The organism is Reyranella sp. CPCC 100927 (genome assembly GCF_007859315.1).
Lineage (GTDB): Bacteria > Pseudomonadota > Alphaproteobacteria > Reyranellales > Reyranellaceae > Vineibacter.
The window spans coordinates 344,787-359,709 of the sequence record NZ_VOHA01000005.1; the positions used below are offsets into that span (position 1 = coordinate 344,787).

Here is a 14,923-nt window from a genome sequence, read left to right on the forward strand (position 1 = left end):
CGCCGGTCAGCGGCGGCATCGTGTGGTCATGACCAATCGGCGCCGCCCTATGGGAGCGACGTAAAATACCAACGTGAGTGGTGGCGACGTCCGGTCATGTGAATCCCTATACAGGGGGATGGATCATCCGTCAATCAAACGTATGTCACCCCGAGCGGCACATACGGCTCACTCTGCAGCCCGCGCCATGGCCTGCCGCAGGCCCGGCATGGTGAAGCCCAGCGCCTCGAGCTTGGCGATGGAATCCCTGCCCTGTTCCTCGCTCACCTCGACCAGCGGCGGGCGAACCTTGTTCCAGGCCTGATCGGCACCGTAGTGCGCAATGACGTACTTCATGGCGGGGATCATGACGTAGCCCTGCATCACGGCGCGCACGTCGTTGATCTTCTTCTGCAGGGCATCGGCCTGCGGCTTGCCAACGCTGCGGTAGGTTTCAGCAATGGCGCCGGGATTGATATTGGCCGTCGCGCTGATGCAGCCGGCGCCGCCCAGGGTCACGTTCTCAACCAGCGGCTTCTCATTGCCGGAGAAGACGTCAAAGCCCTCCTTGGCGAAGGCATCGATCATGCTCTTGGTGTGCGGCCAGTCGTCGGAGCTGTCCTTCATGCCGGCGATCTGCTGTGGATAGGCCTTCAGCAACCGCTCGACCAGCGTGTGCGTGATCGGCACCTGGGCCACCGGCGGGATATGATAGAGGTAGATGCGCAGGCGCGAATCGCCTACCCGCTGCACGACCTCGGAGAAGTGCCGGAACAGGCCCTCGTCACTGACGCCCTTGTAGTAGAACGGCGGCAGCATCAGAACGCCCGACACGCCCAGCTTGGTGGCGTGCGCCGTCACCTTCACCGTCTCGGTCAGAGAGCAGGCACCGGTTCCCGGCATCATGCGTACCGGATCGACGCCGGCGCCGACCACGGCGTCGAGCAGGGCCATGCGCTCGTCGGCGGCCATGGAATTGGCTTCGCTGTTGGTGCCGAACACGGCCAGGCCGCAATCCTGGCTCACCAGCCATTTGCAGTGGGCAATGAAACGGCTGGTATCCGGGCTGAGATCGGCCTTGAACGGTGTGACGACGGGCGACAACACGCCCTTGATGCGGGCCTGGGCCATGGTATCTCCTGCACGAGGTCGCCGCTGGATGCCATGAACGCGTCAACCCGTCCAGTGCCGGCGCGGGAGGATACCTATGACTGACGCCCATATATGGCGCCAATACCCCATCCTGCCGGATGACGGCGTGAGCGGAACCCTGCTGGGCCGCGTCTGGCGGCCGACGCAGGACGACAAGCCAGGTGGCCCCAGTGTCGTGGCAGTGCGCGCAGACGGCGTGTTCGACATCACTCGGGCGGCACCGACAACGTCGTTCCTGCTGAACCTGCCCGACCCGGCGGCTCGGATCCGCAATGCCGCCGGCGAGCGGTTGGGCACCATCGAGGATATCGCCGCCAACACCACCGCCGAGAAACGCGACGAATCACAGCCGTGGCTTCTGGCCCCGATCGACTTGCAGGCCGTGAAAGCCGCCGGCGTAACCTTTGCCGTCAGCTTGCTGGAGCGGTTGATCGAAGAACAGGCCAAGGGTGATCCCTCGCGCGCTGAAGGCGTACGCCAGGAATTGAGCGCCGCGGTCGGCGCCGACATTGCCCGCGTAAAACCGGGCTCGCCGCAGGCCGAGCAGCTCAAGCAGGCACTGATCAAGAAAGGCCTGTGGTCGCCGTACCTGGAGGTGGGCATCGGCCCGCATGCCGAGATCTTCACCAAGGCACCGCCGATGGCCTCGGTCGGCTATGGCGTCGATGTCGGCATCCGCGCCGACTCGGACTGGACCAACCCGGAGCCGGAAGTCGTGCTGGTGGTGAATGCGCGCGGTGAGATCGTGGGCGCGACCCTGGGCAACGACGTGAACCTGCGCGACATGGAGGGCCGCTCCGCCCTGCTGCTGGGCAAGGCCAAGGACAACAACGCCTCCTCCGCGGTCGGCCCCTTCATCCGCTTGTTCGACAGAACATTCTCCCTCGACGACGTGCGCCGGGCGGAAGTGCAGCTCGACGTCATGGGGCCGGACCAGTTCCACCTCAAGGGGCGCAGCGATCTGGGCCAGATCAGCCGCGACCCGACCGAACTGGTGAGCCAGGCCATGGGCCAGCACCATCAGTATCCTGACGGCATGGTGCTCTATACCGGCACCCTGTTCGCCCCCACCCAGCCGCGCTTGCCCGGCGGTGCGGGCTTTACCCATGTGCTGGGCGACTATGTCGCCATCCGCTCGCCCAAGCTCGGCACCCTGATGAACCGCGTGAATCGCTGCGATGCCATCCCGCCGTGGACGTTCGGTGCGGGCGCCCTGATGCAGAACCTCGCCGCGCGTGGCCTGTTGTGACGAAACCCGCCGAGCCGTCGGTGATCGAGTCGCTCGAGCGCGAGCCGTTGCGCAACATCGTGCTGCTGAAGCACCTCGAGGCCTTCCCGGACCATACGCAGGTGCATCACGCCGCCAGCGCATCAGGCACCGGGACGCTCGTTCTGCTGGAGGTCGCCGCGAGTGCGTACGACAGCCGCACGTATCCGGCGGCGACATTCGCGGCCTTGATCTCGAGTGATCACCCCAGCCTCACGCGGCAACTGCTCGATGCGGTGCCGCCTGATGTCGGGGTCGTCTTCAAACTGTCGAGCAACGGCGATCGCGATGTCGTCGCCGCGCGGTTTTCGCTCGAGCGTACGACCAGCGTTCTATCCTTCACGGCGCGGCCATCACGCTTCGCCCATGACGACGGCGTGCGCCTGACCGCCGAACCGAGCGAAGCGATGTACACCTTCTTCGCGTCGCAAGACCATGATCGAGACTGGCTCGAACCGCTGCTTCGATCGGGCCGTGCCTTCACTTGTGTGCTCGAGCACGGCGGCCAGCCTGTGGCCGTCTGCTTCGCTTTCGAAAACTACCGGCGCGTCTGGGAAGTCGGTGGTGTCTTTACGCCACCGGAACATCGCGGCCAAGGCCTTGCCGCGCGCGTGGTTCGCACGGCGCTTGCCGAGCTTGAACGCCGCCAGCTGATCCCCCGCTACCAGGTGCACGAGGAGAACGTGCCCTCGGTGCGGCTGGCGCAATCCATCGGCCTCGATCAGTTTCTGCAGATCACGCACTTTCTCCACGCCCCAGGAGCAACCACGCGATGACGGAGCTCTGGCAACTATCCGCCGATGCCTTGCGGCGCAAGATTGCAAGCAAGGACGTCTCGCCCGTCGAGGTGACCAAAACCGTTCTCGATCGGGCCGAACAACTACAGCCGCGCCTCAATGCCTTCATTACGATCTGCCGTGAGCAGGCGCTGGCGAGCGCACAGCGCGCCGAAGATGCCGTCGTGAAGGGCGAGACATTGGGCCTGCTGCACGGTGTGCCGTACGGCGTGAAGGACCTGGTCAACACGGCAGGCGTGCGCACGACATTCGGCTCCCTGCTCTACAAGGATAACATCCCCACCGACGATGCGGTGGCGGCGGCGCGAATGAAGGCGGCCGGCGGCATCCTGATCGGCAAGACCGCGACGCCGGAGTTCGGCCACAAGGCATTGACCGACGCGCCGCTGTTCGGCCGCTCCTGCAATGCCTGGGATCAGACGCGCACCTGCGGCGGATCGAGCGGTGGTGCCGCGGCCGCGGTTGCGGCGGGCCTCGGGCCGGTCGGCATCGCCACCGACGGCGGCGGCTCGACGCGCATCCCGGCAGCCTGCAATGGCCTCGTTGGCCTCAAGCCCACGCTGGGAACGATCCCGCACAGCCAGGTCCAGGATGCGTTCGGCAACTACACCTACGTCACACCCATGTCGCGTACGGTCATGGATACCGCGCTGCAGATGCAGGCCATGGCGGGCTCGCATCCCAGCGACCCCTGGTCGATCGGCGTGCCGGTACAGGACTATGTCGCGGCGGCAAGCCCGCAGGGCGACCTCAAGGGCAAGCGCATCCTGTGGTCGCTGACCCTGGGCAACACAGTCGTCTCCCGCGATGTGCAGGCGGCGTTCGAGGCGGCCTTGCAACGTTTGCAGGCGCTCGGCGCCGAGCTGGTCGAACTGACCGACGCGCTGCCGGCCATGGAGCCGGTATGGCGCGTCATCAACCACGGCACGTGGCGCGCCCGCTTCAGCGACATGATCGCCAAGAACGGCAACCAGATGACACCGTCGCTGGTGCGCCAGGTGCAGATGGCCGCCGACTGGAGCGCGACCGACTATCAGAAGGCGATGTTCACACGCGCCGAGATCTTCCGACGCATCCAGGGCTGGTTCGAGACCTGCGACTGGTTCGTGACGCCGACCCTGACGCGCACAGCGTTGCCGATCGACCAGGACCTCTTCGATCCGATCACCATAGACGGCCAGGTCGTGGGCGAGCTGCGCAGCAACCTCTTCCCCTACACCATGCCGTTCAACATCACCGGTCACCCGGCCATGAGCCTGTGCTGCGGCTTCGGCAACGACGGCCTGCCGATCGGCCTGCATATCGTCGGCCGCTTCCGTGACGATGCGTCGGTGGTCCGGCTGGGCGCGCTCTACGAGGCAATGGAAACATGGATGAACAAATGGCCCGCTCTGTGACAGATCCGGGTTCCGCCAGTCGGATATGAGCCTCCGCACGACAGAAGTGCGGCGTTTGGGGCTTCGACAACGTCACGATCATGGCTAAACTGACACCCGAACGTTTTCATTGATTACTCTCGCCGACGGAAGCAGGGAACCGATGCCCGACACAGTCACCCAGACGACGCCGCGTCCGCAGTCTGACCGCGCCGGAGCAGGCGGTGCGGCGACCACCGAACACTTCGACGTCGTGATCGTGGGTGCCGGCATCTCCGGTATCGGCGGTGCCTACCACCTCACCCAGCAGAGCCCCGACACCCGCTTCGTGATCCTCGAAGCGCAGGAAAGCTTCGGCGGCACCTGGATCACCCACAAATATCCCGGCATCCGTTCCGACAGCGATCTCTACACCTTCGGCTACCGCTTCAAACCCTGGACCAGCGCACCGATCGCGTCGGCTGCCGAGATCCTCACCTACATGAACGAGGTGATCGCCGACAACGATCTGGCCCGTCATATCCGCTATCGGCACAAGATCCGCTCGGCCACATGGTCCAGCGCCGACAACCAGTGGACGCTCGAGGCCACGCGCGGCGATACCGGTGAAACCGTACGGATCAGCGCCAACTTCCTGTGGATGTGCCAAGGCTACTACCGGCACGACGGGGGCTACACGCCGGAATGGCCCGATATGGCCGCCTTCAAGGGCCGTATCGTCCACCCGCAGGTCTGGCCCAAGGATCTCGACTACACCGGCAAGAAGATGATCGTGATCGGTTCGGGCGCTACGGCCGCGACCCTGGTACCGGCGGTCGCCGAACAGGCCGCGCACGTCACCATGCTGCAGCGGACGCCGACCTATTTCATCCCGGCCCGCAACGCCAACGTGCTGGCCGACACCCTGCGCGAGCTGCAGATCGACGAGACGTGGATCCACGAGATCGTGCGCCGCAAGATCCTGTTCGATCAGGCCACCTTCACGCGCCGCTCGTTCGAAGAACCCGACGTGGTGAAGAACGAGCTGCTGGCCGGCGTCCGGGCCTTTCTCGGGCCCGACTATGACGTCGACAAGCATTTCACCCCGAGCTACCGGCCGTGGCGCCAGCGCATCGCCTATGTTCCCGACGGCGATCTGTTCAGGAGCGTGCGGTCGGGCAAGGCGTCGGTGGTCACCGACGACATCGAGCGCTTCACGGAAAAGGGTATCCTGTTGAAGTCCGGGCAGGAGCTCGAGGCCGACATCATCGTCACCGCGACCGGCTTCCATCTCAACGTGCTGGGCGATATCGCCTTCGCCATCGACGGCAAGCCGTTGGCATTCTCCGACTCGGTGACGTATCGCGGCATGATGTTCACGGGCGTGCCGAACATGGCCTGGGTGTTCGGCTATTTCCGTGCCAGCTGGACCCTGCGGTCCGACCTGGTGAGCGACTTCGTGTGCCGTCTGCTGGCGCACATGAAGGCCAAGGGCGCGCGTCGCGTCGAGGTGGCGCTGCGGCCGGAGGACGGCGACATGAAGCTGCTGCCGTGGATCGACACCGAAAACTTCAACCCCGGCTACATCCTGCGCGGCATGCACCTGCTGCCCAAGCGCGGCGAGAAGCCCGAATGGCAGCACACCCAGGACTACTGGGGCGAGAAGGATATCTTCCCGGCCATCGATCTCGACGACCGCGCCTTCGTCTACGGCTAGATCTGCGGGCGGCACATCAGAGCGCCGAACGCTCGCGCTTTCGGCACATGGCTGCTGCGTTCGCATTGCGAACCGCGCCACTCGACGCGGTTCGCGATGCGTGGCCAAATTCTCCCAATGCGCGCACCCAAGCGCCGGTGTGGAGGAAGCGGCCCATGCATGATCTTGTCATTCGCGGCGGCACAATCGTCGACGGCAGCGGCGCGGCTTCGATCGAGGGCGACATCGCCGTCGACAACGGCACCATCACGGCCGTCGGCGGCACAGCCAGCCGTGGACGCGAGGAACTCGATGCGCGCGGCCTGATCGTGGCGCCGGGCTGGGTCGACATCCACACCCACTACGACGGCCAGGTGACCTGGGATCCCTATCTGACTCCGTCAGGCTGGCATGGCGTCACCACGGCGGTGATGGGCAACTGCGGAGTCGGCTTCGCGCCGGCGCGACCGGATCGCCGCGACTGGCTGATCGGGCTGATGGAGGGCGTCGAGGACATTCCCGGCACGGCCCTGGCCGAAGGCATCCGCTGGGAGTGGGAGACGTTCCCGCAGTATCTCGATGCGCTGGAAAAGATGCCGCGCGCGATGGATATCGCGACCCAGGTGCCGCATGGCGCCGTGCGCGCCTACATCATGGGCGACCGTGGCGCCGACAACGAGGTCGCGACCGACGACGATATCCGGCAGATGGCCGCCATTGTCGCCGACGGCGTTCGCGCCGGCGCCCTGGGCTTCTCGACGTCGCGTACGCGCCTGCATCGGGCCGTCGACGGCCGCGAAGTGCCTGGGACCTTCGCCAATGCCAAGGAGATGGTGGAACTGGGCCGCGCCGTAAAACGGGGCGGCTATGGCGTGGTCGAGATCGCGTCCGACATGACGCCCAAGCAGGATGAGTTCGCCTGGATGACGGCGCTGTCGCGCGAAACCGGCCTGCCGATCACCTATGCCCTGGTGCAGAACGCGGCACACCCCGGCAAATGGCGCGCCCTGCTCGACCAGACCGCCGAGGCGCGCGCATCAGGCGCCAACATCACAGCCCAGGTCGCCTGTCGGCCGGTGGGCGTCCTGTTGGGCCTGCAAAGCCGCGTGCAGCCGTTCACGACCTGTCCTTCGTACATGGCAATCGCCGACAAGCCGCTGGACGAGCGTGTGCGCCTGATGCGCGATCCGGCGCTGAAGGCCCGTATCCTCGCCGAGAGCGCCCAGAACACCAAGCGCGAATGGTTCCGGCCGGCCGGCCAGTTCGACAACATCTTCGCGCTGGGTGATCCGCCCAACTACGAGCCCACGCCCGAGCAGTCGATCGCCCATGTCGCCGCCGCCGTCGGCCGCGATCCCAACGAATACCTCTACGACCTGATGCTGCAGCGCGAGGGTCGCGAGTTGCTCTACTTCCCGACGCTCAACTACGCCGACCGCAATTTCGATGCGCTCGACACCATGCTGCGCCATCCCGATACGGTGCTGAGCCTGTCGGATGGCGGTGCCCATTGCGGCGTCATCTGCGACGCCAGTGCGCCCACGTTCCTGCTGACGCACTGGGTCAAGGGTCGCACCCGCGGTCCGCGTCTGGGGTTGGAGCAGGCCGTCCGCCTGCAGACCCGCCGCACCGCCGAGGTCTATGGCCTGTTCGACCGTGGCCTGCTCAAGCCGGGCCTGAAAGCAGACATCAACGTCATCGACCTCGACAACCTGCGGCTGGATCCACCGGTGATGGCCTACGACCTGCCCGCCCAGGGCCGCCGGCTGCTGCAACGCGGCCACGGCTATCGCGCCACCATCGTCTCGGGCCAGGTGACCTGGCGCGACGGCGAGGCCACCGGCGCCCTGCCCGGCCATCTGATCCGCGGGCCGCAGTCGCCGCGCTAGTACATCAGAATCGTCATCCCGAGCGCAGCGAGGGATCTTTCGATGCAGGCGCACCCATGCGTCACTTGCAGAAGATCCCTCTCCTGAGCCTGCCGAAGGGGCGCTCGGGATGACACCTGTATCACCGACGAGTGATTCCGAGTAATAGGCGGTGGCCGTCATTCAGGCGGGCCGGTCACCCGCCAGGGTGATGCGGTGCAGGATTCGGCGGTAGCCGTGATAGTCGTTGATCGGGTTGTGCATGGCGCAGCGATTGTCCCATAGCGCCAGCGAACCGGGTTGCCAGCGGAAGCGGCAGGTGAACTCCGGCCGGACCTGATGCTGGAACAGGAAGTCGAGCAGCGGCTGGCTCTCCTTCTCGGTCCAGCCCTTGAACTGTGTCGTGTGACCGGTGTTGAGGAAGAGCGCCTTGCGCCCGGTTTCCGGATGCGTGCGCACGATGGGATGTTCGGCGATCAGCGTCTTCAGTTCCTCGCCGGCTGCCTTCAGCCGGTCTTCGCGGGTCTTGGACGCGTCGGCCTTGAGCGATGAACTGATGCCGGTCAGCCCGTCGAGCACGTGGCGCATGCCGGCGGACAGTGTTTCGTAGGCAAGGTACTGATTGGCAAATTCTGTATCGCCGCCCTGCGGTGGGATTTCCTTGGCATAGAGCATGCTCGCCATCGGTGGCCGCTCCAGGTAGGTCGTGTCGGAGTGCCAGACTCCGCCGAAGTTGGTGCGCTCGTGCTCCAGCTTCATCACAGGCGTGATCAGCGGCTGATCCGGCAACCCCTTGAGCTGCGGGTATTCCATCGGCTCACCCAGGCGCCGCGCGAAGGCGACCTGCTGCGCCGGCGTCAGGGTCTGATCGCGGAAGAACACCACCAGGTGATCCAGCCACGCTTGGCGCACCTCGGCGATCATGTCGTCGTCCAAATCCTGCGACAGGTCGATGCCGTGCAACTCGGCGCCCAGCGCACCGGCGATCGGTCGGACATCCAGGTACTGGAAATTGCGGCGAGCTTGTTGCGTCATGAGGTCCTCCCGGTGTCGCCGTCTGCCCTGGCCCAGGGCGGCGTCTGCTTGTTGAGGAATGCCTGCATGCCGGCCTGCGTGTCGGGGCGGCGCAGCAGCACGACCAGCTCGATAGCCGCAGCGTCGAGCACCTCGACATCCGATTGGACGGCACAAGCCAGCACCAGCCGCTTCACGGCGGCGAGGGCTGCCGGCGAATTACGCCGGATGTCGGCCAGCGCCACCTGCAGGATGGCGTTGGCCTGCTCCGGTGTTTCGCAGAGATGCCGGCCGATCCCCAGGTTGAAGGCCTCTGATGCCCCGATGACGCGACCGGTCACGGCGAGTTCGCGCAGCGGCCCCTCGCCGATGCGGCGCACGATGAAGGGCAGGACCTGCGAGGGGATGAAGCCGGTGCGGGGCTCGGGAATGCCGAACTTCGCACCCTGCACCAGGATCACGATATCCGAGCAGCACACCATCCCGAAACCGCCACCCACGGCCGGTCCCTCGACGATCGAGATCACCGGGACCGGCAGGTTGTTGAGTGTAATCAACACATCGCCGAACACCCGGTACGGTGCGACCAGCGGATCGTCCTGTCCGTCTTGCGGTGGCGGCGGCATATCGGTCATGGCGCCGATATCGCCACCGGCGCAGAAAGCACCGCCGCTGCCGGCGAGCACCAGGGCGCGGACCGAACCATCGTCACGGACCCTGCGAATAGCATCGCCGATTTCCACCATCATGGTGTGCGTCAGCGCGTTGCGGCGCTGCGGTCGGTTGAAGGTCAGCCGCACCACATCGGCGGTCCTTGCCAACAGGATTGTCTCGTACGGGGGAAAGAGCGACATGGCCCGACTCTAGACGACGGGCTATACTCGCGGAAGGTCGCACCGGCATGGCCCACATGCCGATTTCCGAGGTGGCCCATGACGTCGCGTATGGTTCGGGTAGTTCTTGCCGCGCTTGTCTCGCTCGCCGGTTCCGCCGCCGTCCAGGCCCAGGATGGCGGGCTTACCTTCGCCAACCTGGGTACGCCCAGCGGCGGCCCCGCCCGTGTCATCGGCAGCTATGCCGCCGGCTGTATCTCCGGCGCCGTGGCCCTGCCGTTGGAGGGGCCCGGTTACGAGGTGATCCGCGTCAGCCGCAACCGCTACTGGGGCCACAACAGCGTCGTCCGCTTCGTGCAGGATTTCGGCCGGCGCGTACAGGCCAGCCGCCTGCCCACGGTCTATATCGGCGACATCTCCCAGCCTCGCGGCGGCCGCATGGGTTTCGGCCATGCCAGCCACCAGGTCGGACTGGATGTCGATATCTGGTTCGAGCTGTCGCCCAAGCCGCGCCTGGCCGCCGCGGCGCGCGAGGAGCCGCTGCTGCGCTCCCTCACCCTGGCCGACGATAGCGGGATCGACCCGTCCGTGTGGCAAGCGGGCCATGCGACGCTGCTGCGACTGGCGGCCGAGGACCCCGCGGTCGACCGGATCTTCGTGAACAAGCTGATCAAGCGCCAACTGTGCCAGACCATAACCGGCGATCGCACATGGCTGCGCAAGGTAACGCCCTGGTACTTCCACAACGAGCACTTCCACGTGCGGCTGGTGTGCCCACCCGACAGCCCTGAATGCACGCCGCAGGCGCCGATTCCGGCCGGTGACGGCTGTGGCAAGTCGCTCGACGACTGGTTCGTCCCGCCGCCGCCCCGCCCGGCCGTGGCGCCGCCCCCGCCCAAGCCTCGCCCACCACGTTACCCGGCGTCCTGCCAGGCCGTGCTGCACGCACCGTAGTCCAGCGTCAGGCCTTGGCGAGGCCCGACTTGATCAGCAGCGGTCGGACTTCCTCGAAATATTTCTCGGCGAAGGCGCGATACGCAGATGGATCGCGGCGCCACGGCACCTGGACAAACTTGTCGAGCACGGGCTGGTGGCCTGGGTCGTTCATCGCTTCGCTGAAGGCGCCGTGCAGGGTCTGGATGACAACCGGCGGCAACTCACGGGGGCCGACCAGGCCATAGGGACTGACCGCGATGGCATTGATGCCGCGCTCCACCAGGGTCGGCTTGTCGGGGTATTTCGGGAAACGCTCCGGAGTGGCCATCGCCAGCAGACGCACGTGACCGCTCTCGACGAACGGTGCCCACTGCGCACCATCGGGGACGAAGTGCACCTGCTCGCCCAGCAGCGCCGGCATGAATTCGGCGCCGCCCTTGTAGGGCACGTGCGTGAATCGCGCGCCGCTCGCCTGTTCGATTTCGATCGTCAGGAGGTGGCCCGTGCCGCCGATTCCCGAGGTGCCGTAGTTGTACTTCTCCGGCTCCTTCTTGCCTGCCGCGATCAGATCCTCGATCGACTGCCAGGGCGACGTCGCCTTGACGACGACACCGAAGGTGAACTCGGACAGGCCCGTGATGTAGCTGAAGTCGCGCAGCGGATGCCAGTTGGCCTGCTGGTAGTGCGGATAGCGCAGGCTGTTGATCGTCATGCAGGCGATGATCTGGCCGTCCGGCTTGACGTTGAGCATCTGGGCCGCGGCCAGCGTGGCGCCGGCGCCGGCCTTGATGTCGACCAGCACCTGCTGTCCCAGGATCTTGCTGACGCGCTCGCCCAGGAAGCGCAGATGCACGTCGCACACGCCGCCGGCGGCGAGCGGATTGTAGACGGTGATCGGCCCCGTTGGCTTCCAGCGCAATTGCCCACGCACGACGTTCGGCGCTGCAATCGCTCCGGCAAGTCCCAACAGAAGGGCGCGCCGCCCGTGCCGCTGACGGATCCTCATGACGTTTCACTCCCAATCTTCCGGTCTGCGCCGGATATCGACGATAGTGGGTGAAACCAGTGCCCGGGTCTACGTCCAGCTTCCCTGCTGTGGCATTCCCCGGGCCGTGCCGCGGTCCCTACTCCCCTTGGGTCGACAGCAGGCCTTTACGGCGGGCACCGTTGAACAGCCACATGAAGCAGCCGAACCCGATCACCAGATAGACGACGCTCAGCCCCAACGCGCCGATCAGCAGCTCCGGCCGCAGGGCGTGATTGGCCAATACCGCGCGCATGCCCTCGAACACATAGGCGGGCGGCAATGCCCAGGCGATGTGCTGCAGCCAGCCCGGCAGGACATCGATCGGGTAGTAAACTCCGCTCACCGGCAGCAGGATGAAGACGGCGGCCCAGGCGAAGGTCTCGGCGCCCAGCCCCTTGCGCAGCACCATGCCGGAGATCGCGAGCCCCACGCCCCAGCCGAACATCTGCAGCGCGAAGAAGAACGCGAGCAGCGGCCAGCCCAGCGAATAGATCGAGAAGTCGAAGAAGGCAAAAGTCAGGATCGTCACCGGCACCATGCCGACCACGGTGCGGATCAGGCTCATGGTGACGATGCCGGCGGCGAACTCGATCGGCCGCAACGGGCTGGCGAACAGGTGGCCCAGGTTGCGCGACCACATTTCCTCGAGGAACGAGATCGACAACCCGAGCTGGCCGCGCACCAGCACGTCCCACAGCAGCATGCCCGACAGCAGGATGCCGAAAGCCTGCGCCACGTAGTTGGTCTGGCGCGCCAGGAACTCGCTGAGGAAGCCCCACATCACCATCTGCACGGCGGGCCAATAGGCCAGCTCCAGGATCCGCAGCCACGAACCGCGCAGGATGTACCAGTGGCGCAGTACCAGCGCGGTTACGCGACTGAACGGCGAGCCTGGCACCGTTGCTGCCGATGTCATCGCACCACCTCCGCCTTGCGCAGTTCCTCGACGCTGCGCTGACGACCACGCGCCATGTCGAGGAACACCTCCTCCATGCTGTCGCGGCCGAAGCGGGCGATCAGCGCATCGGGCGCCCCGCGATCGAAGACCTTGCCGGTCTGCATCAGGATCACGTCGTCGCACAGGCGTTCGACTTCCTGCATGTTGTGCGAGGCCAGCAGGATCGTGGCGCCGGTCTGGCGCTGGTAGTCCTTCAACAAGGTCCGCACCCAGTCTGCCGTATCGGGATCCAGCGACGCGGTGGGCTCGTCGAGCAGCAGGACGGCCGGCGTGTTCACCAGGGCCTTGGCAAGCGTGACGCGCGTCTTCTGCCCGGACGACAGATGGCCGAACGGCCGGTCAAGATGGTCCCTGAGGTTGAGCTGTTCTGCGAGTTCGGCGATTCGCCGGGGCAAGTCGCGCACGCCGTACAGGCGGCCATAGACGGCGAGGTTCTGCCGTGCCGTGAGCCGGTGCGGCAGGTCGACATAGGGCGACGACAGGTTCATGCGCGGCAGCACCCGGTAGCGGTGGCGCAGCATGTCCTCGCCCAGAATGCGGATCTGGCCCGATGTCGGCACCAGCAGACCCAACAGCATGGAGATGGTCGTGGTCTTGCCGGCGCCATTGCCGCCCAGCAAGCCCAGCACCGCGCCGCCGGGCACCGCGAACGTCAAATCATCGACCGCGATGATCTTGTCGTAGGCCTTGCGCAGGTTGCGCACATCGATGACGGCATACATCAGTTCATCCTGTCATTCCGAGCGCAGCGCGGAATCTCTCCCGATGACGCACCGTGCCTCCGGCGGAAAAGATCCCTCGCTATGCTCGGGATGACAGTCCTGCCGTCACGAGGCGGCGCGGATACCGGCTTCGATGCGGTCCATCGCCGTGCTCAGCCGCTCGGTGCTCGACGCGAAACACAGCCGGAAGTTCCCCTCGCCGCCCGGCCCGAAAGCAGCACCCGGCGCGATGCCGACCTGGTGGTCAATGACCAGCTTCTTGGCGAACTCCAGGCTGTCGCTGATGCCATCGACGGAGAAAAACGCGTAGAACGCCGCTTCCGGTCGCGCCACCTTGACCTGCGGCAGCGCCGACAAGCGCTGGAACACCAGTTCGCCGCCGGCACGGCAGCGATCCACCATCGTTTTCACGAAATCGTCGCCATGCTCGATCGCCGCCACGGCGCCGCGCTGCAGGAACGCCGGCGAGCCGCTGAGGTTGAACTGCAGCAGCTTGGCGATCTCCTCGCCGAAACTGTCCGGCGATGTCATCCAACCCAACCGCCAGCCGGTCATCGCCCACGGCTTGGAGAAGCTCTGCAGGACGATCAGCGGATCATCGGGCGCGGCGTGCTCGAGAAACGAGGGCGCGTGCGGCGCATTGTAGACGATGCGGGCATAGACTTCGTCCGCCATCACCCAGATGCCGCGGCTGCGCGCAAAGTCGAGGATCGCCTTCTGCTGTGCCGACGGCATGGTCCAGCCGGTCGGGTTGCTGGGCGAGTTCACGAAGATGGCACGCGTGCGCTCATCGACCGTCGCGAACAGCTTGTCGAGGTCGAGTGACCAGTTCACGCCGTCCTTGCGCTCCAGCAACACGGGCTTGCTGACGCCGCGCACGATGCTGAGCGCCGAGACGATGTTGGGCCAAACCGGCGACACGACCACGATGTTGTCGCCGGGATCGATCAGCGCCTGGCAGGTGAGGATGATCGCCTGCATGCCCGAGCCGGTGACGGTGATGCGATCGGACGAGCAATCGATGCCGTAGAGCGCGCTGGTGTAGCGTGCGATCGCATCGCGCAGTTCGGGGATGCCGCGCTGCCAGGTATAGAAAGTCTCGCCGGCCTGCATGGCCCGTTCGGCGGCGTCGCAGATGAAGCGCGGTGTCGGCAGGTCGCCCTCGCCGAACCACAGCGGGATCACGTTGGGATTGCCGCGCCCGACAGTGGCGACATCGCCGATCTTCGACGTTGGGATGTCCGCCACATGGCCGCTGATCGGAGCCTTGGTGCCAGGCAGGAACACACGCTCGGGCAGCATAAAAAATCTCGCTTTGT

At 65.9% G+C, this 14,923-nt stretch carries 13 protein-coding genes; 6 read left to right on the top strand and 7 right to left on the bottom strand.

Features of this window, described 5'->3' with window-relative positions; translation table 11 throughout:
• Nucleotides 1-168: 168 nt before the first annotated feature.
• On the bottom strand, nt 169-1,110 hold the full coding sequence (locus tag FQU96_RS17095) for a dihydrodipicolinate synthase family protein (RefSeq protein WP_146542500.1): 942 nt from the start codon (nt 1,108-1,110) through the stop codon (nt 169-171).
• A gap of 76 nt (nt 1,111-1,186) precedes the next feature.
• Between FQU96_RS17095 and FQU96_RS17100 the strand changes: the two genes are divergently transcribed.
• From FQU96_RS17100 to FQU96_RS17120, 5 genes are all read left to right on the top strand, one after another.
• Entirely contained in the window at nt 1,187-2,380 is a 1,194-nt protein-coding gene (locus tag FQU96_RS17100; RefSeq protein ID WP_146542501.1) for a fumarylacetoacetate hydrolase family protein, read from the top strand.
• A complete protein-coding gene (locus FQU96_RS17105; RefSeq protein WP_146542502.1) occupies nt 2,377-3,174 on the top strand; it encodes a GNAT family N-acetyltransferase in 798 nt (265 codons plus the stop codon). The genes FQU96_RS17100 and FQU96_RS17105 overlap by 4 nt, the downstream gene beginning before the upstream one ends.
• Nucleotides 3,171-4,592, top strand: coding sequence for an amidase (locus tag FQU96_RS17110; protein ID WP_146542503.1), 1,422 nt, complete (start codon nt 3,171-3,173; stop codon nt 4,590-4,592). Before FQU96_RS17105 ends, FQU96_RS17110 begins: the two co-directional genes overlap by 4 nt.
• Nucleotides 4,593-4,734: 142 nt before the next feature.
• A complete protein-coding gene (locus FQU96_RS17115) occupies nt 4,735-6,267 on the top strand; it encodes an NAD(P)/FAD-dependent oxidoreductase (protein WP_146542504.1) in 1,533 nt (510 codons plus the stop codon).
• Nucleotides 6,268-6,422: 155 nt separating this feature from the next.
• Nucleotides 6,423-8,135: an amidohydrolase family protein gene (locus FQU96_RS17120; protein WP_146542505.1), complete on the top strand. Its 1,713-nt coding sequence runs from the start codon at nt 6,423-6,425 to the stop codon at nt 8,133-8,135.
• A 162-nt stretch (nt 8,136-8,297) separates the two neighbouring features.
• On the opposite strand, the gene FQU96_RS17125 is transcribed toward FQU96_RS17120, so the two are convergent.
• Nucleotides 8,298-9,149, bottom strand: coding sequence for a TauD/TfdA family dioxygenase (locus FQU96_RS17125; RefSeq protein WP_146542506.1), 852 nt, complete (start codon nt 9,147-9,149; stop codon nt 8,298-8,300).
• Nucleotides 9,146-9,982 (bottom strand): enoyl-CoA hydratase/isomerase family protein, encoded by an 837-nt coding sequence (locus tag FQU96_RS17130; protein WP_146542507.1) that lies wholly within the window; start codon nt 9,980-9,982, stop codon nt 9,146-9,148. The genes FQU96_RS17125 and FQU96_RS17130 overlap by 4 nt, the downstream gene beginning before the upstream one ends.
• Nucleotides 9,983-10,060: 78 nt before the next feature.
• On the opposite strand from FQU96_RS17130, the gene mepA reads away from it, so the two are divergent.
• Nucleotides 10,061-10,915 (top strand): penicillin-insensitive murein endopeptidase, encoded by an 855-nt coding sequence (mepA, locus tag FQU96_RS17135; RefSeq protein ID WP_146542508.1) that lies wholly within the window; start codon nt 10,061-10,063, stop codon nt 10,913-10,915.
• Nucleotides 10,916-10,922: 7 nt separating this feature from the next.
• Here the strand turns inward: mepA and FQU96_RS17140 are convergent, their stop codons facing one another.
• From FQU96_RS17140 to FQU96_RS17155, 4 genes are all read right to left on the bottom strand, one after another.
• The gene (locus tag FQU96_RS17140; RefSeq protein ID WP_146542509.1) at nt 10,923-11,903 is read right to left on the bottom strand and encodes a tripartite tricarboxylate transporter substrate binding protein; all 981 of its coding nucleotides are present in this window, start codon (nt 11,901-11,903) and stop codon (nt 10,923-10,925) included.
• 118 nt (nt 11,904-12,021) lie between these two features.
• Nucleotides 12,022-12,840, bottom strand: a complete 819-nt coding sequence (locus tag FQU96_RS17145) for an ABC transporter permease (protein WP_146542510.1) — start codon at nt 12,838-12,840, stop codon at nt 12,022-12,024.
• Nucleotides 12,837-13,604, bottom strand: a complete 768-nt coding sequence (locus tag FQU96_RS17150; protein ID WP_146542511.1) for an ABC transporter ATP-binding protein — start codon at nt 13,602-13,604, stop codon at nt 12,837-12,839. Before FQU96_RS17150 ends, FQU96_RS17145 begins: the two co-directional genes overlap by 4 nt.
• Nucleotides 13,605-13,709: 105 nt before the next feature.
• The gene (locus FQU96_RS17155) at nt 13,710-14,906 is read right to left on the bottom strand and encodes a pyridoxal phosphate-dependent aminotransferase (protein WP_146542512.1); all 1,197 of its coding nucleotides are present in this window, start codon (nt 14,904-14,906) and stop codon (nt 13,710-13,712) included.
• Between the last annotated feature and the right edge of the window lie 17 nt (nt 14,907-14,923).

Bases quoted from the DNA above. Each gene is read 5' to 3' on its own strand.
- FQU96_RS17155 (WP_146542512.1), bottom strand. From the start codon at position 14,906: ATGCTGCCCGAGCGTGTGTTCCTGCCTGGCACCAAGGCTCCGATCAGC.
- FQU96_RS17125 (WP_146542506.1), bottom strand. From the start codon at position 9,149: ATGACGCAACAAGCTCGCCGCAATTTCCAGTACCTGGATGTCCGACCG.
- mepA (WP_146542508.1), top strand. From the start codon at position 10,061: ATGACGTCGCGTATGGTTCGGGTAGTTCTTGCCGCGCTTGTCTCGCTC.
- FQU96_RS17130 (WP_146542507.1), bottom strand. From the start codon at position 9,982: ATGTCGCTCTTTCCCCCGTACGAGACAATCCTGTTGGCAAGGACCGCC.
- FQU96_RS17100 (WP_146542501.1), top strand. From the start codon at position 1,187: ATGACTGACGCCCATATATGGCGCCAATACCCCATCCTGCCGGATGAC.
- FQU96_RS17110 (WP_146542503.1), top strand. From the start codon at position 3,171: ATGACGGAGCTCTGGCAACTATCCGCCGATGCCTTGCGGCGCAAGATT.
- FQU96_RS17150 (WP_146542511.1), bottom strand. From the start codon at position 13,604: ATGTATGCCGTCATCGATGTGCGCAACCTGCGCAAGGCCTACGACAAG.
- FQU96_RS17095 (WP_146542500.1), bottom strand. From the start codon at position 1,110: ATGGCCCAGGCCCGCATCAAGGGCGTGTTGTCGCCCGTCGTCACACCG.
- FQU96_RS17115 (WP_146542504.1), top strand. From the start codon at position 4,735: ATGCCCGACACAGTCACCCAGACGACGCCGCGTCCGCAGTCTGACCGC.
- FQU96_RS17140 (WP_146542509.1), bottom strand. From the start codon at position 11,903: ATGAGGATCCGTCAGCGGCACGGGCGGCGCGCCCTTCTGTTGGGACTT.
- FQU96_RS17120 (WP_146542505.1), top strand. From the start codon at position 6,423: ATGCATGATCTTGTCATTCGCGGCGGCACAATCGTCGACGGCAGCGGC.
- FQU96_RS17145 (WP_146542510.1), bottom strand. From the start codon at position 12,840: ATGACATCGGCAGCAACGGTGCCAGGCTCGCCGTTCAGTCGCGTAACC.